This window comes from Micromonospora sp. DT228, assembly GCF_049841595.1.
Lineage (GTDB): Bacteria > Actinomycetota > Actinomycetes > Mycobacteriales > Micromonosporaceae > Micromonospora.
Window position 1 is genome coordinate 21,525 of record NZ_JBNCKO010000019.1, and the last position, 24,464, is coordinate 45,988.

General features: G+C 72.4%; 24 protein-coding genes, 1 pseudogene and 1 riboswitch. Of the genes and pseudogenes, 7 read left to right on the forward strand and 18 right to left on the reverse strand.

Features of this window, described 5'->3' with window-relative positions:
- Positions 1–20 precede the first annotated feature (20 nt).
- Positions 21–707 (reverse strand): BON domain-containing protein, encoded by a 687-nt coding sequence (locus ACLQ29_RS29150; protein ID WP_425774627.1) that lies wholly within the window; start codon positions 705–707, stop codon positions 21–23.
- A gap of 381 nt (positions 708–1,088) precedes the next feature.
- Between ACLQ29_RS29150 and ACLQ29_RS29155 the strand changes: the two genes are divergently transcribed.
- Positions 1,089–3,812 carry a cellulose binding domain-containing protein gene (locus ACLQ29_RS29155; RefSeq protein ID WP_425774628.1) on the forward strand — a complete coding sequence of 908 codons (2,724 nt, stop codon included), beginning with the start codon at positions 1,089–1,091 and terminating at the stop codon, positions 3,810–3,812.
- Between the two features lie 262 nt (positions 3,813–4,074).
- Here the strand turns inward: ACLQ29_RS29155 and ACLQ29_RS29160 are convergent, their stop codons facing one another.
- Both ACLQ29_RS29160 and ACLQ29_RS29165 read right to left on the reverse strand, forming a co-directional pair.
- A complete protein-coding gene (locus ACLQ29_RS29160; RefSeq protein WP_393364075.1) occupies positions 4,075–4,473 on the reverse strand; it encodes a hypothetical protein in 399 nt (132 codons plus the stop codon).
- Between the two features lie 141 nt (positions 4,474–4,614).
- Entirely contained in the window at positions 4,615–4,755 is a 141-nt protein-coding gene (locus ACLQ29_RS29165; RefSeq protein WP_393364072.1) for a hypothetical protein, read from the reverse strand.
- Between the two features lie 548 nt (positions 4,756–5,303).
- On the opposite strand from ACLQ29_RS29165, the gene ACLQ29_RS29170 reads away from it, so the two are divergent.
- Positions 5,304–5,666: an STAS domain-containing protein gene (locus tag ACLQ29_RS29170; RefSeq protein ID WP_030330302.1), complete on the forward strand. Its 363-nt coding sequence runs from the start codon at positions 5,304–5,306 to the stop codon at positions 5,664–5,666.
- Between the two features lie 19 nt (positions 5,667–5,685).
- Here the strand turns inward: ACLQ29_RS29170 and surE are convergent, their stop codons facing one another.
- Together surE and ACLQ29_RS29180 are read right to left on the reverse strand one after the other, a co-directional pair.
- Entirely contained in the window at positions 5,686–6,513 is an 828-nt protein-coding gene (gene surE, locus ACLQ29_RS29175; protein ID WP_425774629.1) for a 5'/3'-nucleotidase SurE, read from the reverse strand.
- Positions 6,510–7,487: a 1-phosphofructokinase family hexose kinase gene (locus ACLQ29_RS29180; RefSeq protein WP_425774630.1), complete on the reverse strand. Its 978-nt coding sequence runs from the start codon at positions 7,485–7,487 to the stop codon at positions 6,510–6,512. The genes surE and ACLQ29_RS29180 overlap by 4 nt, the downstream gene beginning before the upstream one ends.
- A gap of 188 nt (positions 7,488–7,675) precedes the next feature.
- Here ACLQ29_RS29180 and ACLQ29_RS29185 point away from each other — a divergent pair, with 188 nt between their 5' ends.
- Positions 7,676–8,143: an SRPBCC family protein gene (locus ACLQ29_RS29185; protein WP_425774631.1), complete on the forward strand. Its 468-nt coding sequence runs from the start codon at positions 7,676–7,678 to the stop codon at positions 8,141–8,143.
- Positions 8,144–8,290: 147 nt separating this feature from the next.
- Here ACLQ29_RS29185 and ACLQ29_RS29190 read toward each other — a convergent pair whose 3' ends face one another.
- From ACLQ29_RS29190 to ACLQ29_RS29210, 5 genes are all read right to left on the reverse strand, one after another.
- Complete coding sequence (locus tag ACLQ29_RS29190; RefSeq protein WP_425774632.1) at positions 8,291–8,782, reverse strand: hypothetical protein; 492 nt, start codon at positions 8,780–8,782, stop codon at positions 8,291–8,293.
- Positions 8,783–9,083: 301 nt separating this feature from the next.
- A complete protein-coding gene (locus ACLQ29_RS29195; RefSeq protein ID WP_425774633.1) occupies positions 9,084–10,151 on the reverse strand; it encodes a coiled-coil domain-containing protein in 1,068 nt (355 codons plus the stop codon).
- Positions 10,152–10,156: 5 nt separating this feature from the next.
- Positions 10,157–10,288, reverse strand: a riboswitch (cyclic di-AMP (ydaO/yuaA leader).
- A 111-nt stretch (positions 10,289–10,399) separates the two neighbouring features.
- The gene (locus ACLQ29_RS29200; protein ID WP_425774634.1) at positions 10,400–11,317 is read right to left on the reverse strand and encodes a cation diffusion facilitator family transporter; all 918 of its coding nucleotides are present in this window, start codon (positions 11,315–11,317) and stop codon (positions 10,400–10,402) included.
- Positions 11,318–11,424: 107 nt separating this feature from the next.
- On the reverse strand, positions 11,425–13,539 hold the full coding sequence (locus ACLQ29_RS29205; protein ID WP_425774635.1) for a HelD family protein: 2,115 nt from the start codon (positions 13,537–13,539) through the stop codon (positions 11,425–11,427).
- Between the two features lie 108 nt (positions 13,540–13,647).
- Positions 13,648–14,595 (reverse strand): alpha/beta fold hydrolase, encoded by a 948-nt coding sequence (locus ACLQ29_RS29210; protein ID WP_425774636.1) that lies wholly within the window; start codon positions 14,593–14,595, stop codon positions 13,648–13,650.
- Positions 14,596–14,755: 160 nt separating this feature from the next.
- Here ACLQ29_RS29210 and ACLQ29_RS29215 point away from each other — a divergent pair, with 160 nt between their 5' ends.
- Complete coding sequence (locus tag ACLQ29_RS29215) at positions 14,756–15,382, forward strand: carbonic anhydrase (protein WP_425774637.1); 627 nt, start codon at positions 14,756–14,758, stop codon at positions 15,380–15,382.
- Between the two features lie 238 nt (positions 15,383–15,620).
- Here ACLQ29_RS29215 and ACLQ29_RS29220 read toward each other — a convergent pair whose 3' ends face one another.
- Positions 15,621–15,950 (reverse strand): hypothetical protein, encoded by a 330-nt coding sequence (locus tag ACLQ29_RS29220; protein ID WP_425774638.1) that lies wholly within the window; start codon positions 15,948–15,950, stop codon positions 15,621–15,623.
- A gap of 309 nt (positions 15,951–16,259) precedes the next feature.
- Between ACLQ29_RS29220 and ACLQ29_RS29225 the strand changes: the two genes are divergently transcribed.
- The 3 genes from ACLQ29_RS29225 to ACLQ29_RS29235 all read left to right on the forward strand — a co-directional run bounded on the left by ACLQ29_RS29225 (position 16,260) and on the right by ACLQ29_RS29235 (position 18,870).
- The gene (locus tag ACLQ29_RS29225) at positions 16,260–16,751 is read left to right on the forward strand and encodes a DUF3145 domain-containing protein (protein WP_393364043.1); all 492 of its coding nucleotides are present in this window, start codon (positions 16,260–16,262) and stop codon (positions 16,749–16,751) included.
- An 86-nt stretch (positions 16,752–16,837) separates the two neighbouring features.
- Positions 16,838–18,571 carry a glycoside hydrolase family 3 protein gene (locus ACLQ29_RS29230; RefSeq protein ID WP_425774639.1) on the forward strand — a complete coding sequence of 578 codons (1,734 nt, stop codon included), beginning with the start codon at positions 16,838–16,840 and terminating at the stop codon, positions 18,569–18,571.
- Positions 18,572–18,651: 80 nt separating this feature from the next.
- Positions 18,652–18,870: a hypothetical protein gene (locus ACLQ29_RS29235; protein WP_393364037.1), complete on the forward strand. Its 219-nt coding sequence runs from the start codon at positions 18,652–18,654 to the stop codon at positions 18,868–18,870.
- Positions 18,871–18,918: 48 nt separating this feature from the next.
- On the opposite strand, the gene fabF is transcribed toward ACLQ29_RS29235, so the two are convergent.
- The 7 genes and pseudogenes from fabF to ACLQ29_RS29270 form a co-directional block, all read right to left on the reverse strand.
- The gene (fabF, locus tag ACLQ29_RS29240; RefSeq protein WP_425774640.1) at positions 18,919–20,145 is read right to left on the reverse strand and encodes a beta-ketoacyl-ACP synthase II; all 1,227 of its coding nucleotides are present in this window, start codon (positions 20,143–20,145) and stop codon (positions 18,919–18,921) included.
- A 2-nt stretch (positions 20,146–20,147) separates the two neighbouring features.
- The gene (locus tag ACLQ29_RS29245; RefSeq protein ID WP_030330276.1) at positions 20,148–20,387 is read right to left on the reverse strand and encodes an acyl carrier protein; all 240 of its coding nucleotides are present in this window, start codon (positions 20,385–20,387) and stop codon (positions 20,148–20,150) included.
- Positions 20,388–20,472: 85 nt separating this feature from the next.
- On the reverse strand, positions 20,473–21,417 hold the full coding sequence (locus ACLQ29_RS29250; RefSeq protein ID WP_425774641.1) for a beta-ketoacyl-ACP synthase III: 945 nt from the start codon (positions 21,415–21,417) through the stop codon (positions 20,473–20,475).
- 5 nt (positions 21,418–21,422) lie between these two features.
- Positions 21,423–22,340 (reverse strand): annotated as a pseudogene (locus ACLQ29_RS29255) (ACP S-malonyltransferase); the annotation flags it as partial.
- Between the two features lie 78 nt (positions 22,341–22,418).
- Positions 22,419–23,840, reverse strand: a complete 1,422-nt coding sequence (locus ACLQ29_RS29260; RefSeq protein WP_425774642.1) for a PucR family transcriptional regulator — start codon at positions 23,838–23,840, stop codon at positions 22,419–22,421.
- A complete protein-coding gene (locus ACLQ29_RS29265; protein ID WP_425774732.1) occupies positions 23,732–24,142 on the reverse strand; it encodes a septum formation family protein in 411 nt (136 codons plus the stop codon). The genes ACLQ29_RS29260 and ACLQ29_RS29265 overlap by 109 nt, the downstream gene beginning before the upstream one ends.
- A complete protein-coding gene (locus tag ACLQ29_RS29270) occupies positions 24,090–24,440 on the reverse strand; it encodes a hypothetical protein (RefSeq protein WP_425774738.1) in 351 nt (116 codons plus the stop codon). The genes ACLQ29_RS29265 and ACLQ29_RS29270 overlap by 53 nt, the downstream gene beginning before the upstream one ends.
- Positions 24,441–24,464 lie beyond the last annotated feature (24 nt).

Below are 24,464 nucleotides of genomic sequence, written 5' to 3' on the forward strand. Positions count from 1 at the left end.
GGGTGCTCGCCCGCGCTCGGTCAGCGCAGCACCGGCGCGACGGCGATGTGGTTCTGCACCTCCCGGATGCCCGGGGCGGACCACGCCACCTGCTCGACCTCGGCCCGTTCGGGCATCGAGTGGACCAACCCGGCGAGCACCGCGGTGTCGCCGTGCACCCGGACGCTTATCCGTTCGGCCTCGGTCGCCCCGGCGCGGGCGAGGGCGTCGACGATCCGGTCGGCCAGATCTCGGCCGTCCGGTGCGGCGGTCGGCCGCACGGTGATGCCGTTGCTCAGCCCGCGTACGCCGGTGAGCCGTCCCACGGCCCGCTCGGCGGCTCGGCGCTGGTATTCCCACTCGACCTCGCCGTGCAGCGTCACCCAGCCGGCCGAGACGGTGACCTGGAGCTTCTCGATGGGCACGAACGCGTCCCATTCCAGCGCGTGGCTGGCCGCGGCGGCCAGGTCGGGATCGGCGCGCTCGCCGCCGTCGGCCAGTCGTACGGCCAGGTCGTTGGCGACCGCCCGGACCCGGGCGACCCGGTGGGCGGCCCGTTCGGCGGCCCACTTCTTCGCGTAGCTGTCCACCCGGCCGGTGAGCGTGACGACGCCCTCGGCGACGGTCACGCCGATCTCGTGCGGCTGCACCCTCGGTTCCCAGGTCAGCTCGTCGAGCACGGCGGACTGGATGTCCTGGTCGGTGCGGTCGATCTCGGCGATCGCCATCTGGCCTCCTCCCTGCGCGTTTCGCTGGCCCTCGCGGCGGCCACCGCGTTCGTGGCGCCTCGACGGGGCGTGGCGGACCGGTGGCGGCTGCGGCCGAGGTCCGCCGGGGTCCGAGCCTGCCGCCGGGCCGGGTGAACCGTCCTCACCCGCGCCGGGTGAGGGCACGGCCGGGACCTCGGTACTCGCAGTCGCTGGGAGCGCTTCCAAAGCGAGTCAACTTCGGTTACGGTAGTCACATTCCTCGATTGCGGGAGCCGTCGCGTCGGGTGGTGGGAGCCAGGGCAGCTCCGTCCGTCCCGTCGTTGTGCCCGTCCCCCGGGCCACGGCGTCGCCAGGTGACCAACCCCGTCCCCCGGGGTTGCCTCCCGAGAGGAACCACAGATGCCCAGAAGTCTCGCCAGCACGGTCGTGACCGTGCTGGCAGCCGCCACAGCCGTCGTGGTGGTCCCGCTCACCCCCGCCGGGTCGGCCTCCGCCCCGACCGCGGCGGAGGCGTACACCTGGCGCAACGTCCCGGTGGGTGGCGGCGGCTTCGTGCCCGGCATCGTCTTCAACCCCACCGAGAAAAACCTGATCTACGCGCGCACCGACATCGGTGGGGCGTACCGCTGGGAACAGGCCAGCCAGTCGTGGACGCCGCTGCTCGACTGGGTCGGCGCCGACCGCTGGGGTTACAACGGCGTGGTCAGCATCGCCACCGACCCGGTGCAGACCAACCGGGTGTACGCGGCGGTCGGCATGTACACAAACGGCTGGGACCCCAACAACGGCGCGATCCTGCGCTCGACCGACAAGGGCGCCACCTGGCAGACCACCGAGTTGCCGTTCAAGAACGGCGGCAACATGCCGGGCCGAGGGATGGGCGAGCGGCTGGCCGTCGACCCCAACCGGAACAGCATCGTCTACTACGGCGCCGAGGGCGGCAACGGGCTCTGGCGCAGCACCGACCACGGGGCGAGCTGGGCCAGGGTCACCGCCTTCCCGAACGTCGGCAACTACCGGGCCGACCCCAGCGACCCGAACGGTTACAACGGGCAGAACCAGGGCCTGACCTGGGTCAGCTTCGACAAGAGCACCGGCACCGCCGGATCCACGACGCAGACCATCTACGTGGGCGTGGCGGACAAGGAGAATCCGGTCTACCGCAGCACCGACGGGGGCGTGAGCTGGTCGCGCATCCCCGGCCAGCCCACCGGCTACCTGGCGCACAAGGGTGTCGTCGACCCGGTCGGCGGCCACCTCTACATCGCCACCAGCGACACCGGTGGCCCGTACGACGGCGGCAAGGGCGACGTCTGGAAGTTCACCCGGTCGACCGGAGCCTGGACCCGGATCAGCCCGGTGCCCTCCACCAGCGCCGACGACTACTTCGGCTACAGCGGCCTGACCATCGACCGACAGCACCCCAACACGCTGATGGTGGCCACCCAGGTCTCCTGGTGGCCGGACGCGATCTTCTTCCGCAGCACCGACGGCGGGGCGACCTGGACCCGAATCTGGGACTTCACCAGCTATCCCGAGCGGTCCCGCCGCTACACCATGGACATCAGCTCGGTGCCCTGGCTGACCTTCGGCGTCAACCCGGCGCCCCCGGAGGCCTCGCCCAAGCTCGGCTGGATGAACGAGTCGGTGGAGATCGATCCGCACGACTCCAACCGGATGATGTACGGCACCGGGGCCACCATCTACGGCACCACCGACCTCACCAAGTGGGACACCGGCAGCCAGTTCACCATCCGTCCGATGGTCCGCGGGCTGGAGGAGACGGCGGTGCTCGACCTGGTCAGCCCGCCCAGCGGCGCACCGCTGATCAGCGCGCTCGGTGACGTCGGTGGCTTCCGGCACACCGACCTGGACGCCATTCCGCCCATGCTGTTCACCCAGCCGGTATTCACCACCACCACCAGCCTGGACTATGCCGAGAGCAAGCCGGCCGTACTGGTGCGGGCCGGTAGCTTCACCGACTCCGACCGGCCCAACGACAGCCATGTCGCGTTCTCCACCGACGGTGGGGCCACCTGGTTCCAGGGCACCGAACCGTCCGGGGTCAACACCGGCGGCACGGTCGCCGCCGCGGCCGACGGCAGCCGGTTCGTCTGGGCGCCAGGCGACGCCGGTCAACGGGTGGTCTACTCGGTGGGCTTCGGCAACTCGTGGGCGCCCTCGGCCGGCATCCCCGCCAACGCGACGATCGAGTCCGACCGGGTCGACCCCAACCGGTTCTACGGCTTCAGCGGCGGGCGGTTCTACCTCAGCACCAACGGTGGGGCGAGTTTCACCGCCACAGCGGCGACCGGTCTGCCCGCCACCGACGTCCGGTTCAAGGCGCTGCCCGGCCGTTCCGGCGAGTTGTGGCTGGCCGGGCCCGGCGGCCTGTGGCGATCCACCGACTCCGGCGCCAGCTTCACCACGCTGGACGGCGTCAGCGCCTCCGGCAACGTCGGCTTCGGCAAGGCGGCGCCCGGGCGGACCAACCCCGCCGTCTTCCTGTACGGCACGGTGAACGGTCAGCCCGGCGTGCACCGCTCCGACGACGCCGGCGCGACGTGGGTACGCATCAACGACGACCGCCACCAGTACGGCAACCCGGCCGAGGCGTTGACCGGTGACCCCCGCGTCTACGGCCGGGTGTACCTCGGCTCCAACGGGCGCGGCATCCTGGTCGCCGATCGGGCCGATGGACCTCCTCCGACGACGCCTCCTCCGACGACACCGCCGCCGACCACACCGCCGCCCACGACGCCTCCTCCGACCACGCCGCCGCCGACCACACCCCCTCCCACGACGCCGCCGCCGGCGAGTGGGTGTACGGCGACCTATCGCGTCACCGGTTCGTGGTCGGGTGGCTTCCAGGCGGAGCTGGTGGTCCGCAATGCCGGCAGCGTGTCCATCGCCGGTTGGACGCTCGGCTGGACCTTCCCCAACGGGCAGCAGATCACCCAATTCTGGGGCGGGACACACACCCAGGCCGGGGCTGTCGTCTCGGTTCGCGACAGCGGCTGGAACGGCGCGCTCGGTGCCGGGGCCACCACCACTGCCGGCTTCCTCGGCTCGTGGACCGGCAGCAACGCGCCGCCGGCCACCATCACCTGCCTGAGTCGCTGACCTGGTGATCCGGGCCGGATCACCACCCGAACACCGGTCCGTCGGGCTGCCTGAGGGGTCCGGCACCCGGCGGACCGGTCCCCCCTCGCCCCGCCCGGCCCCTCGCCCCGCCCGACAACGTCGATCATAGAGCCGTGGTGGGGGGAGAAAGGTGCTTGCGCCTTTTGTCTCCCACCACAACTCCATGATCGACACGTGAGACGCGAACGACGCAGGGCCGCACTCGATCGAGGTCGAATGCGGCCCTGCGTCGTTCGGGCGGTCAGACCGCCGGAGAGTTGGGCCGGTCCACGTCGACGAACTCCACGTCGTCGAGGGCGTGGTCGTCCCGGCTGCCGGCGGCCCGCGCGGCGGAGCCGACGGCCCAGCCGACGGCGGCGCCGACAAGCGCGGCGCCGATCAGCAGGGTCCAGGGCAGCGCCGGCTGCCGGCCGGCGAGCGCGTCGAGAGCCAGCGAGGCGCGACGTCGCGCCTCCTCGGCGGCGGAGCCCACCAGGTCACCCGCGCCGTCGGCGAGGTCGCCGCTGTTGCGACGGGCCGAGCGGGCGGTGTCCCGCACGCTGTCTCCGGCCGAGTTGACGGCGGAGAGCAGGTGCTCCCAGGCATGGTCCGCAATCCGCTCCGGTTTGCTGCGGCGGTCCAGCACGTTGGTTCCGAACATCGTGGTTACCTCCTCGGGTGCCGAAGCCGCCGGCCACTTCGGACTTCGGCGTCTGTTCAGCGCGTCACGGTTCGCCTACCCCGCCAGTGCCCAGGGCCGCCCGGGCGCAAACCCGGCCGGCTCCGTCGCGCCGCCGGGAGCTCAGCGCACCCCCACCACGGCGACGCCGCGAGCGAAGTCGTCGTCATCGTCGTCATCGTCGTCCCCACCGCCGAAACCGCAGGCCAGTACGAGAGCGAGCAGAACGCCGACGCCGGCCAGACCGGCAAGTCGCTTGATCATCGAAGGTCCTCTCCGTTGCGGGGGGTCTCCCGGCCCGATGCTAGGGCCTGTGTCAAAGCTCCTGGCCGGCCTGCGGCGGGCCCAGACGACGACCGGCCGCGTTGGAGATTCGTCCGGATACAACACCGGTATCCGGACGAATCTCCGCCTTGCCGGATCGCCGCCTGGACTCCGCCTCGGCTCGACCGAAGGCTTTGACACAGGCCCTGGGTGGCGCCGGCAACGGGGGACCGGGTCTGGCGGGTGTCCGCAGGCGACACGCCGGTGGCGCGGGGCGGGCCGTCGGTCGGGGTCGGTTGTCGGGCGCGTCGGGCCCAGGCCGCTACCCTGGTTCGCGGCGCTCGGTCCGGACCGGTCGTCGGAGGTCAAATAACAAAAAGTCTTGAGCAATCAGATACTCAAAAGTACGGATATGGGTGCCTTTGTGGGGTCGGATCCGTGAATTGCTCATCCCGAGGGGTGGCGACCGAGGCCGTCAGAGGAATACTCTCGGTCGCGGCCCGCGTACTGATGAGGCGCCCGGGGGACGGGCGGGTGGAGGTGCTCGCGTGAGCCTGTCGATCGTGAAGTCGGTTTTGTCCGGTGGAGTCGTGGAGATCGCCCCGCGGGGCGAGATCGACGTCGACACAGCGTACGAGGTGCGCGAGGCGATCGCGGAGGTGCTGGCCAAGGGCCGGCCGCTCCGCATCGAGCTGAATATGAGGCTTGTCACCTTCATCGACTCCGTGGGCATCAGCGCCATGGTTGCCGGCTTCCAGACGGCCGAGGTCAGCGACGTCAAGCTGGTGGTCACCGAGCCGAGCCGGTTCGTGCACCGGCAGCTCTGGGTGACCGGCCTGCTCGGCCTGTTCGGCGCCCCGGAGCCCTACTTCGCCGGCGCTGCCACCCCCGAGGTGCTGCCCGGCGCCTGAGCGCCACCAGGCAGCATGGTCAGGGCTGGTCGTCCAGTCCGGTCAGGTCGATGTCCGTCGCCTCGGTGACTGCTCGGATGGCCGTCACCGACGCGTACCCGGCGGCCAGCAACGCCACGTCCGTGCCGGGCTGCGCGGCCTGCCCCGGCTCCTCGAGTGACGTACGGACGAAGCCGTGGCCGGACTCGGCCACCGTCATCTGCACCTGACCGAAGCTGGCAAGCGTGCCGTGTCGCACCCCGCGCAGCCGCCCGTGCGGCAGGTCCGGGGCGTTCACGTTGAGTACGCTCTCCATCGGCCCGGAGGTCAACCGGGGGAGCAGGTCCAGGGCGACCCGCGCGGCGGTGCTCCAGTGCCGTTCGGCGTCGCGTACCCGGGCGGCGGCGTCCACCGCGGCGCCACCGCTGGCTGCCGTCGCCTCACCGGCGGAGAGCACGTCGAGGGAGACCGCCATCGCCCGGCAACCGTTCGTGGCGGCGGTGAACGCGGCACCCACAGTCCCGGAGTGCAGCACGGCCCGGCCCGCGTTGGCACCCCGGTTGATGCCAGAGAGCACCACCGACGGCGGTGGGCCGAACGCGCCGTGCAACGCGATCAGGGTGATGAAACCGGGGGAGCCCCCCACCCCGTACGCCGGCACTCCCGGCAGGTCCGGCAGCGGGTGCTCGTTCACGACGACCCGCCCGTCGCGCTCCACGGCGCTCATCGCGGCGCTGGTGCCGCTCGCCTCCTCCAGCGGCGCGGCGACCACCACGTCCATACCCCGCTGTGCCGCCGCCCAGGCCAGTGCCTGGATGCCGGGTGCGGCGATCCCGTCGTCGTTGGTGATCAGCACCCGCAACGTCATCGTTCGACCACCCGGTCGGCCAACTCGTCCGGGGTGGTCCGTTCCTGTGGCCGGCTGTCCGCCGGCACCAGCCGGACCCGGTCGACCAGGCCGGTGATCGAGTCCAGTCGTCCGGTGCCCAGGCCGTGCCGGGTCACGTTCATCGCGCCGGCGGCCGCGCCGGTGCGGATGGCGGTCCGGATGTCCCCGCCGCGGGCCACGACGGCGGCCACCCCGGCGGTCATCGAATCGCCCGCGCCACGCGGATCGGCGGCCTCCAACCGGGGCATCTCGACCTCGAACAGCTCCCCGTCGATGAGCGCCAGCGCCGGCTGGTCGGCCCGGCTCACCACCACCGTCTCCGCGCCGGCGGCGTGCAGGTCGTACATGGCCCGGGTCAGCTCCAGGCTGTCGTCGCTGCGGGCGCGGCCGTCGCGGATCAGCTCCTCGTGGCTCACCTTGAGGAAGAACACGCCGCTCTGCAGCACCGCGCCGAGGTGGTCGCCGGAGAGGTCGACCACCACCCGGCCGCCGTTGGCGGCGAGGTCGGCGGCGAAGCGCCGGTACAGGTCGGCCGGGACCAGCCACGGCTCGTTCGGCCCACTGAGGATGCTCACCGCGGCCCGGAGGCCCTCGCCGAGAGCCAGGTTGTACAGCTCGTCCAGCTCGTGCCGGCTCAACGGCTGCCCGGGCACGTCGGCGATCTCCTGCCGCGAGCCGTCCCGGCGGTCGTGCACGTACCCGCCGCTAGCGGAGTCGCGGACCACCACCTTGAGGTCCACGCCCTCGCTGACCAGGAGCGGCTCCAGCACCTGGCCGATCTCGCCGCCGAGAGCCGCGCAGAGCACCACGTCCACACCCAGCGACATCGCCATCCGGGCCTGCCAGACACCCTGCCCGCCGGGGTGCAGATGCAGCTCGGGGTGGTCGTTCGGCTGGTCCACGGTGACCGTGAGCTGCGGGGTGGGCGCGAAGACCATCACGTGCCCGCTCATCCGTCGTCGCCGCTCATGCTGCCGCCCTTCCACCCGGTCGGATGATTCCTCACTAACCGACCCTAATGCGACAACTGGCGATGCGACATCTCATCGGCCGGGGTTCGTCCTGGCATCGGCGGCCGTCGGGCGTTGCCAGCCGGACATCGGTACGGGACGATCGTGCGACAAGCGACGGTGGGAGACGTGTGCTCAGCAGCGATACCTTCAGCTACACCGTCCAGGCCCGGTGCTCGCAGGCCGAGGCCGCGGCGATGCTCAGTGACCTGACCCGACAGGGCGAGCTGCATCCGCTCATCGTCCGGGTCCGCCAACTGCCGCCCCGACCCGGCGCCCGGGCCAGCTACACGATCAACGACAGACTGGTGGCCGGCCCACTGCGCTTCCGGACCACGTACCACGCGGACGTGCTGATCAGCGAGCCCGACGAGATCGTCATGGTGGCCCGCCAGTGGCCCGCCACCACGGTACGCAACCACACCCGACTGCGCGCCGAGCCCGACGGCCTGGTCCGGATCGACGTCGAGATCACCCTGACCGCGCCGACGCCGCTGTTCCGGTACGCGTTTCGCCAGGCGCGAGCCGCTCACCTGGCGCTCGCCGCCCGCCTCGGCCCAGCCCTCGACCGCACCGGCGACGCACCACCCCCGGCCTGAGCGCCCGCCCGCGCCCGCCGCCCGGGTGTGAAGCGAGAAGATCGCGCCGATCTTGCAGTTTCGGTCGTCGACATGGGTTGTTATACCCCTTATGTCGGGGCAGGAAGTGCAAGATCGCGGAGCGGGGATGGGGGTTACGGGGTGCGGTTACGGGGTGGGGGTGCGGGCGGGCTGGGCGACGGGGCGTCGGCCCCACGGCTTGTACGTGGACAGCACCGTCGCGATGATCATCAGGCTCGTCGACACCGCGGGTGCGATCACCAGGTCGACGCGGTCCCGGGCGGGGAGGGCGGCGCCCACCGCACCGGCGTGCCGCAGATTCGGCGTGAGCAGGAACAGCACCAGCCCGAGCATCACCGTGGTGAGCACGAGCTTGGCCAGCACCCAGCGATAGCGCCACAGGCCCCACGGGGTGAGCAGCGCGCTGGCGACCCCGATCAGCCAGACCACAACGCTCAGCGGCGCGAACAGCAGCGTGCCGACCAGCGCCGTGACCGGGTAGACCACCGCCGGGTCGGCGCCACGCTGCACGGCGACGCCGAGGGTGAGGAGCACCAGGTCGGCGCCGAGCCAGCCGAGCGACGTGACCAGGTGCAGGGTGAGGAGTCCCTTGCGGGCGGTGGGAGAAATCCGACGCATACCGCGATGCTGCCCGCCGACCCGGGCCGGGTCGTCCGACCGCCGACGACATCAGGGGTACGCCCGGCAACGTAGCCCGCCCGGCGATGTAGCCCGCCCGGCGATGTAGCCCGCCCGGCGATGTAGCCCGCCCGGCGACGTAGCCGGCCCGGCAACGTAGCCCGCCCGGGCGACGACGTCACCCGACGCCACGATCAACACGACGCCGCCGACTCCGGGGTAACCCGTGGTCCGAATACCCCGGAGTCGACGATGGCGAGTGGATCAACCCCGGCTCGGGCCGGGTCACCCGTCGGCTGGGTCAGTAGACCGACAGGTGCACGTGGTTTGTGTGGTCGGTGGACGGGGTGCCACCCGCGCCGCTGTACGACTTCCACCCGCTGCTGGGCAGCCAGATCTGCCGGTACCAGATCACGTACAGCACGGCGAGCTGGTCGGCGTTGCGGATGAAGTACGCGGCCAGGTTGTTGCCGTACGTCTTGTCGCCGCCGGTGGCGTTGCCGCCGAAGCCGCTCGTCTGCGCGGCGAAGTCGCAGGCCCGGCCCTTGGGGTGTTCACCGGAGCCGCTGGGACGGTGACAGGAGACGTACCTGGTGAAGCCCGCGGCCTTGGCCTGGTTGAGCGCGTGCAGGGTGCGCGGGGTGATGCAGCCGTTGGCGGGTGTGGGGTCGTTGACGCTGCACGACTCGGATGGCCACGAGCCGTCGGAGTTGCGCGGCGCGGCCTTCGCGTTGACGCTGGAGGTGCCCCGGTTGGAGCCGGTGTCGGCGGTGGTCCGCGGCTTGGGGGTGTTGGCCACGGTCAGGGCCCGTTCGGCCTGGTCCTTGCGCTTGGCCATCACCGTGACCTGCTTGCGTTGTTCGACGATCTCGCCGTTCAGGGCGGCCCGGGTACGACTGGCCTGGTCCTTGGTGGCGAGCAGGTCGCGCAGCACCCGGTCCTCGTTGGCGGCCACCGCGTCCAGCGCGGCGGCCCGGTCCATGAAGCCCTCCGGGCTGCTGCTGTTGAGCAGCGCCGACACCACGCCGAGCCGCCCGGTGCGGTACGCCACGCCGGCGATCTGGCCGACCTTGCCGTCGCGCTGGGCAAGCTCGACCTCGATCTCCTTGAGCTGGGTGGCGAGCTGCTGCTGCCGCTTGACGGAGGTGTCCAGAGCGCGTTTCGCGTCCAGGTAGCCCTTGCTGGCGGCCTCGAGTTGGGCGCGTAGCGAGGGGGTGCCGCCCTCCTCGTCGGAGTCGGGTGCGGCGGCGGCCCGCTGGCCGGTCGGGGGAGCGGCCGAGGCGGTGCCGGCCGGGAGCGCGACGCCGAGGGCGAACATCGCGACGATCAGGGCCGCCAGTCGGGCGGCGGGTGGTCGTGCTGGTGCCACTGCGCATGTCCTTCCGTCAGCCGCCGACCGGGTTAGCTGACGGGTTCGGGACGGAAGATCCCTACCGCTGACGCGGATGCACCCCAGGAACGTGGTTCCCCGGTTCGCCCGGTTGGGCGATTAGGCGGCGACCGTCACCGGCGCCTGGAGGGCGCCGCCTGGTGGAGGCCGGGACCGAGCCTACCGGTGCCGGTGGGGCTGCTGCAGCCGATGTGACAGACGGTGCGTGCGTCGTCACGAGAAAGCTGTCACCACTCGATCGAGCCGCAGGCGCCGGGGGCGGCGCCGGGCTCGATCTGCAACGTCGCGTGTTCGATCCGGAAGTCGTCGTGCAGAGCGGTACGCGCCGCGGTGAGCACCGTGCCGACCTCCGCGCCGGGTGCCATGGTCAGGTGCGCCGAGGCCACCTCCATGCCCGAGGTGAGCGTCCAGACGTGCAGGTCGTGCACCTCGACCACCCCGGGGACCGCGGCCAACCGGTCGTGCACGGCGGTCACCTGGAGGTGTTCCGGGGCGGCCTGCACCAGGATCCGGACGGCGGCGCGGGCCAGCCGCCAGGTGCGCGGCAGAATGAACGCGCCGATGGCGACCGCGACGAGTGGGTCGGCCCACCACCAGTCGGTGACGGTGATGAGCAGCGCCGCGCCGATGACGCCGAGCGAGCCGAGCAGGTCGCCGAGCACCTCCAGGTAGGCCCCCTGCAGGTTGATGCTCTCCCGGGCTCCGGCGCGGAGCAGGGCGAAGGCGGCGATGTTCGCGAGCAGGCCGAGCACGGCCACCGCGAGCATCGGGCCGGCGACGACCTGGTGCGGGTCGCCGAAGCGGCGGATCGCCTCGATCACCACGTAGATCGCGACGCCGGAGAGCAGGACGGCGTTGGCGAGCGCGGCGAGCACCTCGAGTCGGTAGAGCCCGAAGGTGCGCTGCGGGTCGGTGGTGGCCCGCCGGGTCGCGGTGATCGCGGCGAGCGCCATCCCGATGCCGAGCACGTCGGTGAACATGTGCCCGGCGTCGGAGAGCAGGGCGAGTGAGCCGGTGCGCAGGGCGGCCACCGCCTCGACCACCATCAGGGTGGCGAGCAGCCCGAACGCCGCCCAGAGCCGGCCCCTGTGCTGGTGTGCGGCATTGGCGACCGACCCATGGTGGTGGTCATGACCTGCGCCCACGAGATCCACCTTCCGCCGCCGGTTGGGGCCGGGTCAAATGTATGCTCACATCGCTATGTATGCAAGTGTGGCGTAGACCGCTGGCCCGCCCGGCACGGTGCACCGGATCAGCCGGTCGGATCGATCGTGGTAAGTCGTTGCGTGGCCCGGGAGAGCGCCACGTACAGGGTGCGTACCCCCGCACCCGGATCCGCCCGGATCTCGCTCGGGGCGACAAGCACGACACCGTCGTACTCCATGCCCTTGGCCTCCAGGCTGGTCACCACCTGGAGGCGCGGCGCGCCGAGCGCGTCGAGCCAGCCGGCGACCTCGTCGCGGCGGGGGACCGGCGTGATCACGCCGACCGTGCCCTCCACCTCGGTCAGGAGTCCGGCGGCCGCCTTCACGACGGCGGTCTCCAACCCGGTCGCGGGCACCACCAGCTCGACCGGGTCGACCCCGGTGGAGCGCACGGCGGTCGGCAGCGGCAGGTCGGGGTAGAGCCGGCGGATCTCCGCCGCCGCCACCGCGAAGATCTCCGACGAGTTGCGGTAGTTGGTGGTGAGGGTGAAGTCGTGTCGCTTACGCCGGCCCAGCGCCTGGTCCCGGGCCTGGTTCAGCTCCTCCGGATCACCCGTCCACGCGGTCTGCGCAGGGTCACCCACCACCGTCCAGGAGGCCAGGCGGCCCCGCCGTCCGACCATCCGCCACTGCATCGGCGAGACGTCCTGTGCCTCGTCGACCACCACGTGCGCGTACTCCCGGTAGTCCTCCGGCCGCTCCCGGGCCGCCGCCCGGGCCGCCCGCTGACGGTCGCTGGCGGTGCTCAGTTCGCGTACGCCGCCAGCGAGTTGGAACGGGTCGCGACGGGCCTTGGCCGGCTGCGCCGGCTTGCCAAGCAGGGCGTCCAACTCGTCGAGCAGCGCGATGTCGGCGATCGTCAACCCGTCCGAGTCCAGGCTCCGGTACGCGGCGCTGAGCAGCCGGATCTCCGCGCCGGAGAGGATCCCGCCGGCGTACCGCCGCAGCCGGTCCGGCCGGGCCAGCCAACCGAGCACGTGCCGCGGGTGCAGCCGAGGCCACCACGCCTTGAGAAACTCGCGGAACTCCGACCGCTCGGCGATCTCCGCCTCGAAGGTCCGCTGCTCCGGCAGGCGGATGCCCACCTCGCGGGCCTGCGCCCAGAGCGCGGCGAACACGCCGTCGAAGCCGGCCCGGCGCACCTCGTTGCGGCGGGCGCCGCGGTGCAGCGCGCGGTCCCGGATCCGGTCCAGGCCGGCCCGGTCCAGCCGCAGCAGCGTGCCCCGGTAGAGCATCCGCAGCTCATTCGGGCCACCCGGCGCCGCGTCGCGGACCGCGCGTTCCAGCACCCGGCGCATCCGCAGCGAGCCCTTCACGGCCGCCACCTCGGGCGGGTCGGTGCGGGTGGCGGTCATCCCCGAAAAGAGGGTGCCGAGCGAGTGCAGGGTGGCGGTGTCCTCACCGAGCGAGGGCAGCACCGAGGCGATGTACTCGACGAAGACCCCCGACGGGCCGACCACCAGGATGCCGCCACCGGCGTACCGGCTGCGGTCGGAGTAGAGCAGGAACGCCGCCCGGTGCAGGGCGACAGCGGTCTTGCCGGTGCCCGGGCCGCCCGCGACGATCGTCACCCCGGAGCCGGGCGAACGGATCGCCTCGTCCTGCTCCCGTTGGATGGTCGCCACGATGTCCCGCATGCCCCGGCCGGTCGCCTTGGACAGGGTGGCCAGCAGGGCGCCGTCGCCGACGACAGTCATCCCCTCCGGGGCGGCCGTCGGGTCCAGCAGGTCGTCCTCGATCCGGGTGACCCGCTCGGCACGGGACTGGATCGTGCGGCGACGCACCACGTCCAGCGGCTGCGCCGGCGTGGCCTGGTAGAAGGCGGCGGCGGCCGGTGCCCGCCAGTCCACGACGAGCGTGCTGGCGTCCTCGTCGCGGATCCCGAGTCGCCCCACGTGCAGCACCTGCCGGTCCCGCAGGTCCAGCCGGCCGAAGACCAACCCCTCGTACTCAGCGTCCAGGACGTGCCGCCGCTGCGCCGCGTGGAAGACCATCGCGTCGCGCTCGACCAACGAGCCGTGCGTGCCCACCCGGGCGATCCGGTAGCCGTCGCGCTCGGCGCGGACCGCCGAGCGCCGCAGTTCGGCCAGTCGGGCGTACACCCGGTCGAGGTGTCGTTGCTCGGCGGCGATCTCCTGCTCCAGGCCGGTCTGGTCGGTCAACGCACGCTCCTTCGAAGGTCGCCAGCGGGCGGCGAGAACCGCGCAAGCCAACCGCAGAAGGGTACGGCCCCGCGCCGGGCCCGCCGCGCCCGAGGTGCGGGAACGCGCTCAGACGCCCGTCCCGGCGGCGGCCGGGCCGGAAATCTGGGGCGTCGGTTCGGCGAACACCCGACGCAGGACGCCGGTGAGCGCCGCGTTCACCTCGTCCGGGCGCTCCATCATCAACATGTGTCCGGCGCCCGGGCAGACGGTCAGCTCGGTGGCCGGCAGGGCCGCGGCTATCGACTCGGCGCACGGCGGCGGGGTCAGCCGGTCCCGGTCGCCGACCAGGGCGGCGGCCGGCAGGTGCGCCAACGCGGTGAGGGTGTCCAGTCGGTGTTGGGTGCCGATGGAGGCACGGAACCCGCCGATCGACCGCAGCGAGGCCCGAGCCACCGCCGACGTCACCAGCCGGATGTCGGCCGACTCGCAGCGGTCGCCGAAGAGCATCCACCGGATGCTCGGTTGCAGCGCGTTCAGCAGCGCCCGGGGCGCTCGCCACGAGCCGCACCGGGCCAGCACTCCGGCACCCGTCGTCTCGGCCAGCCGGATCAGTCGGGCGATCCGCGGCGAGAGCCCGTAGACGGTGTGGGTGTGCCCCTCGGCGGTGGTCGACACGAAGACCAGACCTGCGGTACGGGCGGCGAAGTGCGCCGGGTGGCGGTGGGCGTACTCCATGATCGTCATACCGCCCATCGAGTGCCCGACCAGGACCACCGGCCCGACCGGCGCCACCGTGTCGAGCACCGCGGCCAGGTCGTCGCCGAGTTGGGCAAGGGTGGCCGTGGGCAACGTCATGCAGCTGGACCGGCCGTGCCCGCGCGCGTCGTAGGTGACCACCCGCACCGACCCGCCGACCGACGCCGCGGTGAGCGCGTCGACCTGCCGGTGCCAGGCGCGCCCGTCCAACGTCCAGCCGTGCAACAGGACGACGGTGACCTGGGCGTCCGTCGGCCCCGTCGCCTCGACGTTGAGCCGTACGCCGTCGGGCAGACCGACCTCGAACCGCTCCGGCATCGCCACCTCCCCCGGCCGCCCGGCACCCCACCAGTCCCTCGAATACCCGGCTACCCGCCAGGACACCACGCCAATCGCGTCGCGGCTGACATTCCCCGACCCCGCCCGTGGGGCCCGGCGGCGGGCCAAGCTGGACGGCATGGGGTCGTCGGAAGCGCCCATGGGCGACATGTCGGGGCAGCGGCGGCAGACCGGCGGCACTCCTCGCGCGGCGCTGGCCGACCTGCTCGCCGGTAACCGGCGGTTCGTCAGCGGGCAGCCGATCCACGGGCACGACGTCACGGCCGCCGCGGCCGCCGCCTCGGGCGACCAGCAGCCCTACGCCGTGGTGCTCGGCTGCATCGACTCGCGGGTGCCGCTGGAGGCGATCTTCGACCAGACCTTCGGCGCGATCTGTGTGATCCGTACCGGTGGGCACGTCCTCGATCGGGCGGTGTGCGGGTCGATCGAGTACGTGGTCGGCCAGCTCGGCGTGCCGCTGGTGATGGTCCTCGGGCACGAGCGGTGTGGTGCCGTCGGCGCCACCGTGGACGCGGTGCGCGCCGGGGAGCGCCCCGGCGGCTCGCTGGCGTACCTGGTGGACGAGATCGCCCCGGCGGTGACCGGGGTGGGGATCGACGACCCGGCGGTGCTGCCGCTCGCGATCCGCCGGCACGTGCGGCGGACGGTGCGCACGCTGCGCGAGGACGACCTGCTGGCCGGGCCGGTCGCCGCCGACCGGGTGGCCGTGGTCGGTGGCCTCTACGACCTGGCCACCGGCGAGGTCGCCCTGCTCGATCTGGACTGACCGTGCCCCGACGCGCCCCGACCGGCGCCGACTCCGACGCCCCGACCGACCCTTGGCCCGACGCCGCTGGAGCGACCCGCTCCAAGCGCATGATCGACTCGGGTTTTGTGATGTCGGGGTGTCCGGCCTGCCGGGACACCCCGGTTTCCAGAAAGCTGAGTGGATCTCGCGCCGGACGCGCGAAACCGCCCGCCGGGAACTCCCGACGGGCGGTTTCGATGATGCGGTGGGGGAGGGCTCAGCCCTCGAAGACGCCGGCGGCGACCAGGCGCTTCTCGGTGGCCTCCCAGCCGTCGTTCGGGTGAACGGCAGCCAGGTTGTTGATCTCGGCCCGGATCTTGGTGGCGTGACCGGCCGCGGCCAGCACGCGGATCTCCTCGACGAAGGCGTCGGAGTCCGTGCGCAGGTGCGCGGTCTTGCCGTTGGTCAGGTTCCGCACGTAGGCGTGCTTGCCGCCGTTGAGCGGGATGAGGTACTTGAACTCGCCCAGCACGCTGAGGGCGCCACCCTGGCCAGCCTGGCCGGCCCGGACGGACGCGCGCGCGGTCTTAGAGGTGTTGCTCGCCACGGAGGTACTCCTTGCAAGACGTACGGGAGGACTGGACGTCCGGGGGCTGTGTGCGGGCCACACTGCGCTCGGCCCGCGAAGGTGTAACGCGGCATAAGCCGCCGGTGGAACTGTACAGGACCACGACATCATGCTGGTCGCCGCGGTGTCCTGAGAGGTAACGGCAGCCACCCGTCCGGCTATTCCGACAGGCGTTTTTTCCGATTCCCTGGCGCACCACTGGCCACACGAGTCATCATGTGTTGCAGCAGCCACCTGGTTGGACGAGGTCGTAGGGGAAGACGCACCTCGCTCTCCCGGGAGGTCACCGTGCCAACGCGTGGCGTCGTATACGTCCACTCGACCCCGCTCGCCGTGTGCTCACACGTCGAGTGGGCGATCGCGCGCGTCCTAGCCGCGCCGGTCAACCTGCAGTGGACGGCTCAGCCCGTCGACCCCGGCGCACGCCGGGCCGAGTGCGGGTGGACCGGCCGTCCGGGGACGGGCGCCGAGCTGGCTGTTGCCCTACGGCAGTGGCCCATGATCCGTTTCGAGGTCACCGAGGAGCCGAGTCCCGGCGCCGACGGCGAGCGGTTCATGTACGTGCCGGCCCGGGGCATGTTCCGGGCCACCGTCGGCGTGGCCGGCGACATCCAGCTCGGCGAGGACCGGCTACGAGCCCTGATGGCCGCCTCCCGGGCGCCGGAGGCGCTGGCACACGCCCTGGACAAGGCGCTCGGCACCGCGTGGGACGCCGACCTGGAGCCCTACCGGTACGCAGGTGACGGCGCCCCGGTGACCTTGCTCACCCGTGTCGGCTGACCCGGTAGCCACTGCGCTGGCGGTGGCCGTCGGGCCGCCCGCGACCGGTAAGGTCAAGTTGCCCCGATAAGGGGGAAGCTGGTGGGATGGGCGGCGTGTCGAATCGCCCGTGGCGCGCCACTGTCGCAGTCGCCGCCCTGACCGCCCTGCTCGCCTCCGGCTGCTCAGGTGGCCCCGCACGGCCCACACCGACGACCAGCCCGCTCGGCGCGTCCGCCGCCCCGAGCGGCCCCGCCCCGACGCCGGCCGGCGACCCCGCCGCCCGTGCCGCGGCGCTCGTCGCCACGCTGTCCGACGAAGATCTTGTCGGCCAGGTGCTGATGCCGTACGCCTACGGCGACTCGGCCACGAAGGTCTCCGCCGGCTCGGCCGCCGGCAACCAGGCACTCGCCGGGGTCGACACCCCCGCCGACATGATCGCCAAGTACCGGCTGGGCGGCCTGATCCTCGTCGGGTTCAGTGCCGACGACCCGACCAAGGGCAACCAGGAGACCACGAACGTCGACAACCCGAAGCAGGTGCACGACCTCACCAGCGGGCTGCGTGCCGCCGCCGGTCGGCTCGCCGCCGGCCCCGCGCCACTGCTCGTCGGCACCGATCAGGAGTACGGCGTCGTCACCCGGGTGACCGACGGCGTCACCGTGCTGCCCAGCGCCCTCGCGGCCGGCGCGGCCGGTGACCCGAAGCTGACCGAGACCGCCTGGCGGGCCGCCGGCGCCGAGCTTGCGGCGATGGGAATCAACATCGACTTCGCCCCGGTGGCCGACGTGCTGGCCACCCGCAGCACCGTGATCGGCTCCCGTTCGTACGGCGCCGACCCGAAGCAGGCCGCGGCGCAGGTGGGCGGCGCCGTCCGTGGCCTCCAGGCGGAGGGTGTCGCGGCCACCCTGAAGCACTTCCCCGGGCACGGCCACAGCGCCGACGACTCGCACCAGGACCTGCCGGTGCTCACCCAGTCGGCCGCGACGTTGCAGAGCGGCGCCTGGCCACCGTTCACCGCCGGCATCGACGCCGGGGCGATGGCGGTGATGTCCGGGCACCTGGACGCGCGCGCGATCGACCCCGGGACCCCGGCGACCTTCTCCCACAAGCTGCTCACCGACGTGCTGCGCGGTCAGCTCGGCTTCAAGGGCGTGGTGATCACCGACGGGATGAACATGCCGCCCGCCAAGCGCTGGCCACCCGGCGAGGCGGCGGTCCGGGCGCTGAACGCCGGCAACGACCTCATCCTGATGACCCCGAATGTCGGTCAGGCGTACGACGGGCTGCTCGCCGCGCTACGCGGCGGGTCGCTGCCCCGGGCCCGGCTGGTCGAGGCGGTCACCCGGGTGCTGACCATGAAGTTCCGGCTCGCGGAGGCCCCGGCCGCGCAGATGTCCACGCTCAACACCCCGGCCCACCGCGCCGCGGCCGACGCGCTGGCCGCCGCCGCCGTCACCGTGCTGCGCGGCACCTGCGGCGGCCCGGTGCCCGGGCCGGTCACCGTCACCTCCTCCGGTGGCCGGGACGGCACCCGGGCCACGCTCACCGCCGCGCTGAAGGCCGCCGGGGTGCAGGTCAAGGCCAGCGGTGGCACGATCGTGCACCTGGTGGGCTACGGCGACGGCGCCAAGGACCTGCGCCCCGACGCGGCGGTCACGGTCGCCATGGACACGCCGTACGTGCTGGGTGCGGCGAAGTCTCCGACGTTGCTGGCCACGTACTCCTCCAGCCGGGCGTCCATGACCGCGCTGGCCGCCGTACTGGCCGGCAAGGCCAAGCCGGGGGGCCGATCCCCGGTGGCCGTGCCCGGCCTGCCCGCCACCACCTGCGGCACCTGACCGGCCGGCGCGGCCAGGTCGGCGCCCGCGCGACGGAAATCCGGTCGCCTCCGCCTCGGTCGGTCTGACAACCTCACCCCATGGGAGCGGCAGCGGGATTCCGGCACGTGCGACGGGCGGACGGCACCGTCGTGATCACCCACCACGGACGGGTCGCCGGCACGCTGCGTGGTGCCCGGGCCGCGGAGTTCCTGGCCGAGGTCGACGAAGACCCGCAGTTGGTGATGGCCCGCTGGACCGGCAACTACCGCCACGGCAACGAGCGCACCGCGAAACAGCACCCCCGCAACCGGGGCTGAACGACGCAGGGGCCCCTCCTCGACGAGTTGGGGCCCCTGCGCAGAATCTCAGGGTCGGGCGAAGACGAGCGCCACGTTGTGGCCGCCGAAGCCGAACGCGTTGTTCAACGCGGCGGGGATCTCCATGTGGCGTGCCTTGTGCGCCGCGACATCAAGCGTGAGGCCGGGCTCCGGGTCGTCGAGGTTGATCGTCGGAGGGACGACGCTGTCGCGGATGGCCAGGATGGTGGCGATCGACTCCAGCGCGCCGGCCGCACCGAGCAGGTGACCGGTCATCGACTTCGTCGCGGACAACACCGGGTGGTCGCCGAGCGCCTTGTGCAGCCCGCCGATCTCCAGCATGTCGCCGATCGGCGTCGACGTGGCGTGGGCGTTGACGTGCACGATGTCCCGCTTGGCCACGTCCGCGTCCGCGATCGCCTTGGCGATGGCCCGGACGGCGCCCTCGCCCTCGGCGTGCGGCTGCACGATGTCGTACGCGTCGGAGGTGATGCCGGCCCCGGCGAGGCGCGCGTACACCCGGGCACCCCGGGCTGCGGCGTGCTCGGCCCGCTCCAGCACCACGATGCCGGCGCCCTCGCCGAGGACGAAGCCGTCCCGGCCCCGGTCCCACGGGCGGGAGGCGCGCTCCGGCTCGTCGTTGCGGGTCGACATGGCCCGCATCGAGCTGAAACCGGCGATCGGCAGCGGGTGGATGACCGCCTCGGTGCCGCCGGCCACCACCACGTCGGCCCGGCCGGACCGGATGATGTCCAGGCCCAGAGCGATCGCCTCGGCGCCGGTGGCGCAGGCGCTGGCCACCGCGTGCACACCGGCCTTGGCGCCCAGCTCCAGCCCGACCCAGGCGGCCGGACCGTTCGGCATCAGCATCGGGATGGTGTGCGGGGACACCCGCCGCGGCCCGGACGCCTCGAGGATGTCGTCCTGGGCGAGCAGGGTGGTGGCACCGCCGATGCCGGAGCCGACGCTGACGGCCAACCGCTCCCCGTCGAGGTCGGACCCGGCGAGGCCGGCGTCCGCCCAGGCCTGTTGCGCCGCGATGATCGCGATCGCCTCGGAGCGGTCCAGTCGGCGCAGTCGGACCCGGTCCAGCACCTCGGACGGGTCCACGGCCAACTGGGCGGCGATCCGGACCGGCAGTTGCGCGGCCCACTCCTGGGTGAGGGCACTCACCCCGGAGCGGCCGGCGAGCATGGCGTCCCAGGTCGACGCGACGTCCCCGCCGAGCGGGGTCGTCGCGCCGAGCCCGGTGACGACGACGTCAGGACGACTCATGATCAGGACTGCGCCGCGATGTAGCTGACGGCGTCACCGACGGTCTTGAGGTTCTGCACCTCGTTGTCCGGAATCTTGACGCCGAACTTCTCCTCGGCGGCCACCACGACCTCCACCATGGAGAGCGAGTCGACGTCGAGGTCGTCGGTGAAGGACTTCCCCTCGGCCACGTCGTCCGGGTTCACTCCGGCAACCTCTTCGAGGATCTCGGCGAGGCCGGTGGTGATCTCGTCACGGGTCATTGCGGTTGGTTCCTTTCATCGGGGTTGTCCGACGGACGGCGTCGCCGACCGCCATTCCTCGACGCGTACGCGTCGAAGGGGGTCATCAGGGGCAGCGGACGACCTGACCGGCATAGGTCAGACCGCCGCCGAAGCCGAACAGCAGCACCGGCGCGCCCGAGGGCACCTCCCGGCGCTCGACCAGCTTGGACAGGGCCAGCGGCACGCTCGCGGCGGAGGTGTTGCCGGACTCGACGATGTCCTTCGCGATGATCGCGTCGGGGATGTTGAGCCGCTTGGCGATGCCGTCGATGATCCGGGCGTTGGCCTGGTGCGGCACGAACGCGGCCAGCTCCGACGGGTCCACCCCGGCCCGCTCGCAGGCCTGCAGCGCGAGCGGCGCCAGCGCGGTGGTGGCCCAGCGGAACACCGCCTGCCCCTCCTGCTGGACGTACGGGCGCCAGCCCTCGATGCGTACCGCGTCGCTCTTCTCCGGCGCCGAACCCCAGACCACCGGGCCGATCCCGGCCGGCTCGTCGTCGGCGGTGGCGGTGACCACCGCGGCGCCGGCGCCGTCGGCGAAGATGATGCAGGTGGAACGGTCGGTCCAGTCGGTGAAGTCGGACAGCTTCTCGGCGCCGATGACTATCGCGTTGCGCGACGCCCCGGCCCGGATGGCGTGGTCGACGGTGCCCAGGGCGTACGCGAAGCCCGAGCAGGCGGTGTTGAGGTCGAACGCGCCGGGCGCGGTGATGCCCAGCTTGGCGGCGACCCGGCAGGCCACGTTGGGGCTGCGGTCGATCGACGTGCACGTGGCGACCACGACCAGGTCGATGTCGGCGGCGCTCAGGCCCGAGTTGGCAAGAGCCTTGCCGGCGGCGGCAGCGGCCATGTCGGCAACCGTCTCGGTGTCGGCGATCCGCCGGCTGACGATGCCGACCCGGTCGCGGATCCACTCGTCGTTGGTGTCGACGAGCTGCGCGATGTCGTCGTTTGTCACCACCCGCGAGGGCTGGTAGTGCCCCATCGCGACGATGCGACTGCCAGTCATGAACGACCTCCGATACGGGCGATCAGGTCCCGTGCGGCCGGCAGGTCGTCCGGGGTGTTCAGGGTGACGATCTCCGGCGCGCCCTCGCCCTTGAGGTCCCGCTTGACCAGCCCGGCGAGAGTGCCGGCCGGTGGTAGTTCGATCACGCCGGTGACCCCGAGGTCGGCAAGCGCACGGATGCACAGATCCCAGCGCACCGGCGCGGTGACCTGGTGGATGAGGCGCCGCACCATCTCCGGGCCGTTGTCGACAGCGGTGCCGTCGAGGTTCGACAGCAGGGTTCGGGCCGGGTCGGCGGGGGTGATCTCGGCGGCGGCGGCGGCGAGCGCCGTCTCGGCCGAGGACATGTACGGGGTGTGGAACGCGCCGGCCACCTTCAGTCGGATGACCCGGGTCCGGGCGGGCGGCTCGGCGGCGAGCTTGTCGAGCCCGTTCAGCGCGCCCGCGGCGACGGTCTGCCCGGCGCCGTTGCGGTTGGCGGGATAGAGCCCCTGCGCCTCGATCGCGGCGAGCACCTCGTCCGGGTCGCCACCCAGCATCGCGGCCATTCCGGTCGGCTCCAGCGCGCAGGCGGCGGCCATCGCCCGGCCGCGTACGCCGGCGAGGGTGATCGCGGCTTCGGGGGTCAGCACGCCGGCGATGGCGGCGGCGCCCAACTCGCCGACGCTGTGGCCGGCGGTGAGTCCGACGCCGTCCAGTGGCAGGTGCTCGGCCGCGAGCAACGCCGCGGCGACAAGCAGCGGCTGGGTACGGGCGGTGTCCATGATCTCGTCCGCGTCGGCGGCGGTGCCCAGGTGCACCAGGTCGACCCCGGCCAACGCCGACCACTCGCGCAGCCGCGCCTCGGTGCCGGTCAGGTCGAGCCAGGGGGTCAGGAAGCCGGGTTTCTGAGAACCCTGGCCGGGACTAAGTACGGCGAGCACGCCTATGACTCTCCCGGATAAAGGCGGGTAACGCGGTGCGGCCTCCGACCAAACCGTACTAGGACCTTTGGAGGTTTCCTACAAAGATCGGCGGGGATCATCCTCATTTTGGGCGGATTTCCGGGTGGCCGGGGTCATTGTCTGACTCGGGACCGGCGAGGCGAGCGGTACGACCGGATCCAACCGACCGACGGTCAGCGCGACCTGAAGCGCGAACGCGTCCCGGGGCGACAGCGGCGAGAAGCCGGTCACCTCGGCGATCCGCCGCAGTCGGTAACGCACCGTGTTCGGATGGACGAACAACGCGCGGGCGGCGCTCTCCAACGTGCCACCGGCGGCCAGGAAGGCGTCCAGGGTCGCCAGCAACTCGCCGCCGGCGCGCACGAGCGTCGCGTACACGTCGTGGCGCAACCGCCGACGAGCCTCCGCGTCGCCGGCGAGGGCCCGCTCCGGCAGCAGATCGGCGGCCGGCACCGGACGGGGAGCACCGGGCCAGGCCGGCGCGGCCCGGAAACCGGACAGCGCGGCGCGTGCCGACTCGGTCGCCTCGTCCAGACTCGGTACGGCCGGACCGACCACCACCGGCCCGTCGCCGAACGCGCTGAGCAGCTTCGCGGTGGCGGTGAGCGGGTCCGCCGCCCCGCCCAGCACGATCACCAGCCGGTCGCCGTGCACCCCACCGATCACCTCCACGCCGATCCGGCGGGCCTGCCGGTAGACCACGTGCAGCACCGCCGAGACCTCGCCGCCCGGCGATCGACCGACCGCCACCGCCACCGGCGGCGCGTCCGCCCAGCCGAGCGCGGCGGCCCGACTGGCCAGCACATCGGGTGAGTCACCGCGCAACAGCGCGTCGACGAGCAGGGCCTGCAACCGCGCGTCCCACGCGCCGCGTGACTCGGCTGCCCGCGCGTACACCCGGGCGGCGGCGAACGCGATCTCCCGGGAGAAGCGCAGCACCGCCTCGCGCAGTTGCTGCTCCTCACCCTCGGCGGCGAGCTGCGACACCTGCTCCTCGACCACGTCGATGGTCACCTTGATCAGCGCGACGGTCTGCTGAAGGGTGATCGACCGGGCCAGCGCCTGCGGGGCGGCGGCGAAGACCTCGTCCGAGACCTCCTGGGTGCTGTCCGCGGTGCCGCCACCCTCGCTCAGCCACTGCACCAGCGACCGGGCGCCCGCCTGGGCCACGAGCATCACCCAGGAGCGCTGGTCGGCCGGCAGCGCCCGGAACCACGGCAGCGTCTCGTCCATCCGGGCCACGCTGGAGGTGGCCAACGCCCCCGCCGAACGCTCGATCCGGCGCAGCGTGGCCGCCAGCTCTCCACCCCCCGGCGTACTCACCGCCCTAGCCTGACACGTCGTGACCAGGCCAACCACGTCGGCACCGGTCAGCGGGCCGCCGGAAGCAGGGTTCGCCCGCCACCCTTCGCCGAGCTGTTGAGCACGGGACCGGGGCTGTGCAGGAAGCACAGGACGCCGAGCCTGCCCGCCAGCCACTCGGGCTCGCCCTCCGGCGTCAACCAGAACACCTGGAACCGGTATCCCACGTCACCCTCCGGCAACCCGACGTAGCGCGAGACGGTGGACAGGCAGCCCGCGTCCGTGTTGTCGTCGGTGAGCTTCTCGACCTCCGGACCCGGCCGCCAGATGCCGGCGAACTCGGTGTCGTGCGGCCCGGTGCAGGAGGCGGGCGGCAGATCGCCCGACTCGGTCGGATCGGTGAAACAGGTGTACCGGAACGGCGAATCACCGGTCAGCGCGCCGCTCAGGCTGTTCGCCCGGGGGTTTGAAGAGGGCAGCCTCGGCGTCGCAGGATTCGTACGCCCGCCCGATGCCCTCGGTGCCGGCGGCCGGTGGCTTCGACGCGTCGGCGTCCGCGCCACCGAACCGGCCGACCAGGAACGTCTCCACCTCGTGCTTCGACGAGCAGGGGATCGGCGTGTACGTCTCAGGGCTGCGCTCGTCGGAGGCCACGGCGTGACACACCCCCGCCTCGGGGGTGAAGGACGGGGGTGATTCCGCAGCGAAGATGCTGTCGCAACCGCCCGCCCCCATGATCAACACCGCCAGGACCGTCGTCCCCCACCACCTTCGCACGGTCTCCCCATTCTCAGCGGCCGA

Excerpts from the sequence above, each read along its gene's own strand:
- ACLQ29_RS29150 (WP_425774627.1), bottom strand. The coding sequence starts at position 707 with ATGGCGATCGCCGAGATCGACCGCACCGACCAGGACATCCAGTCCGCC.
- ACLQ29_RS29155 (WP_425774628.1), top strand. The coding sequence starts at position 1,089 with ATGCCCAGAAGTCTCGCCAGCACGGTCGTGACCGTGCTGGCAGCCGCC.
- ACLQ29_RS29160 (WP_393364075.1), bottom strand. The coding sequence starts at position 4,473 with ATGTTCGGAACCAACGTGCTGGACCGCCGCAGCAAACCGGAGCGGATT.
- ACLQ29_RS29165 (WP_393364072.1), bottom strand. The coding sequence starts at position 4,755 with ATGATCAAGCGACTTGCCGGTCTGGCCGGCGTCGGCGTTCTGCTCGCT.
- surE (WP_425774629.1), bottom strand. The coding sequence starts at position 6,513 with ATGACGTTGCGGGTGCTGATCACCAACGACGACGGGATCGCCGCACCC.
- ACLQ29_RS29180 (WP_425774630.1), bottom strand. The coding sequence starts at position 7,487 with ATGAGCGGGCACGTGATGGTCTTCGCGCCCACCCCGCAGCTCACGGTC.
- ACLQ29_RS29190 (WP_425774632.1), bottom strand. The coding sequence starts at position 8,782 with ATGCGTCGGATTTCTCCCACCGCCCGCAAGGGACTCCTCACCCTGCAC.
- ACLQ29_RS29210 (WP_425774636.1), bottom strand. The coding sequence starts at position 14,595 with ATGCCGGAGCGGTTCGAGGTCGGTCTGCCCGACGGCGTACGGCTCAAC.
- ACLQ29_RS29215 (WP_425774637.1), top strand. The coding sequence starts at position 14,756 with ATGGGCGACATGTCGGGGCAGCGGCGGCAGACCGGCGGCACTCCTCGC.
- ACLQ29_RS29230 (WP_425774639.1), top strand. The coding sequence starts at position 16,838 with ATGGGCGGCGTGTCGAATCGCCCGTGGCGCGCCACTGTCGCAGTCGCC.
- ACLQ29_RS29235 (WP_393364037.1), top strand. The coding sequence starts at position 18,652 with ATGGGAGCGGCAGCGGGATTCCGGCACGTGCGACGGGCGGACGGCACC.
- fabF (WP_425774640.1), bottom strand. The coding sequence starts at position 20,145 with ATGAGTCGTCCTGACGTCGTCGTCACCGGGCTCGGCGCGACGACCCCG.
- ACLQ29_RS29245 (WP_030330276.1), bottom strand. The coding sequence starts at position 20,387 with ATGACCCGTGACGAGATCACCACCGGCCTCGCCGAGATCCTCGAAGAG.
- ACLQ29_RS29250 (WP_425774641.1), bottom strand. The coding sequence starts at position 21,417 with ATGACTGGCAGTCGCATCGTCGCGATGGGGCACTACCAGCCCTCGCGG.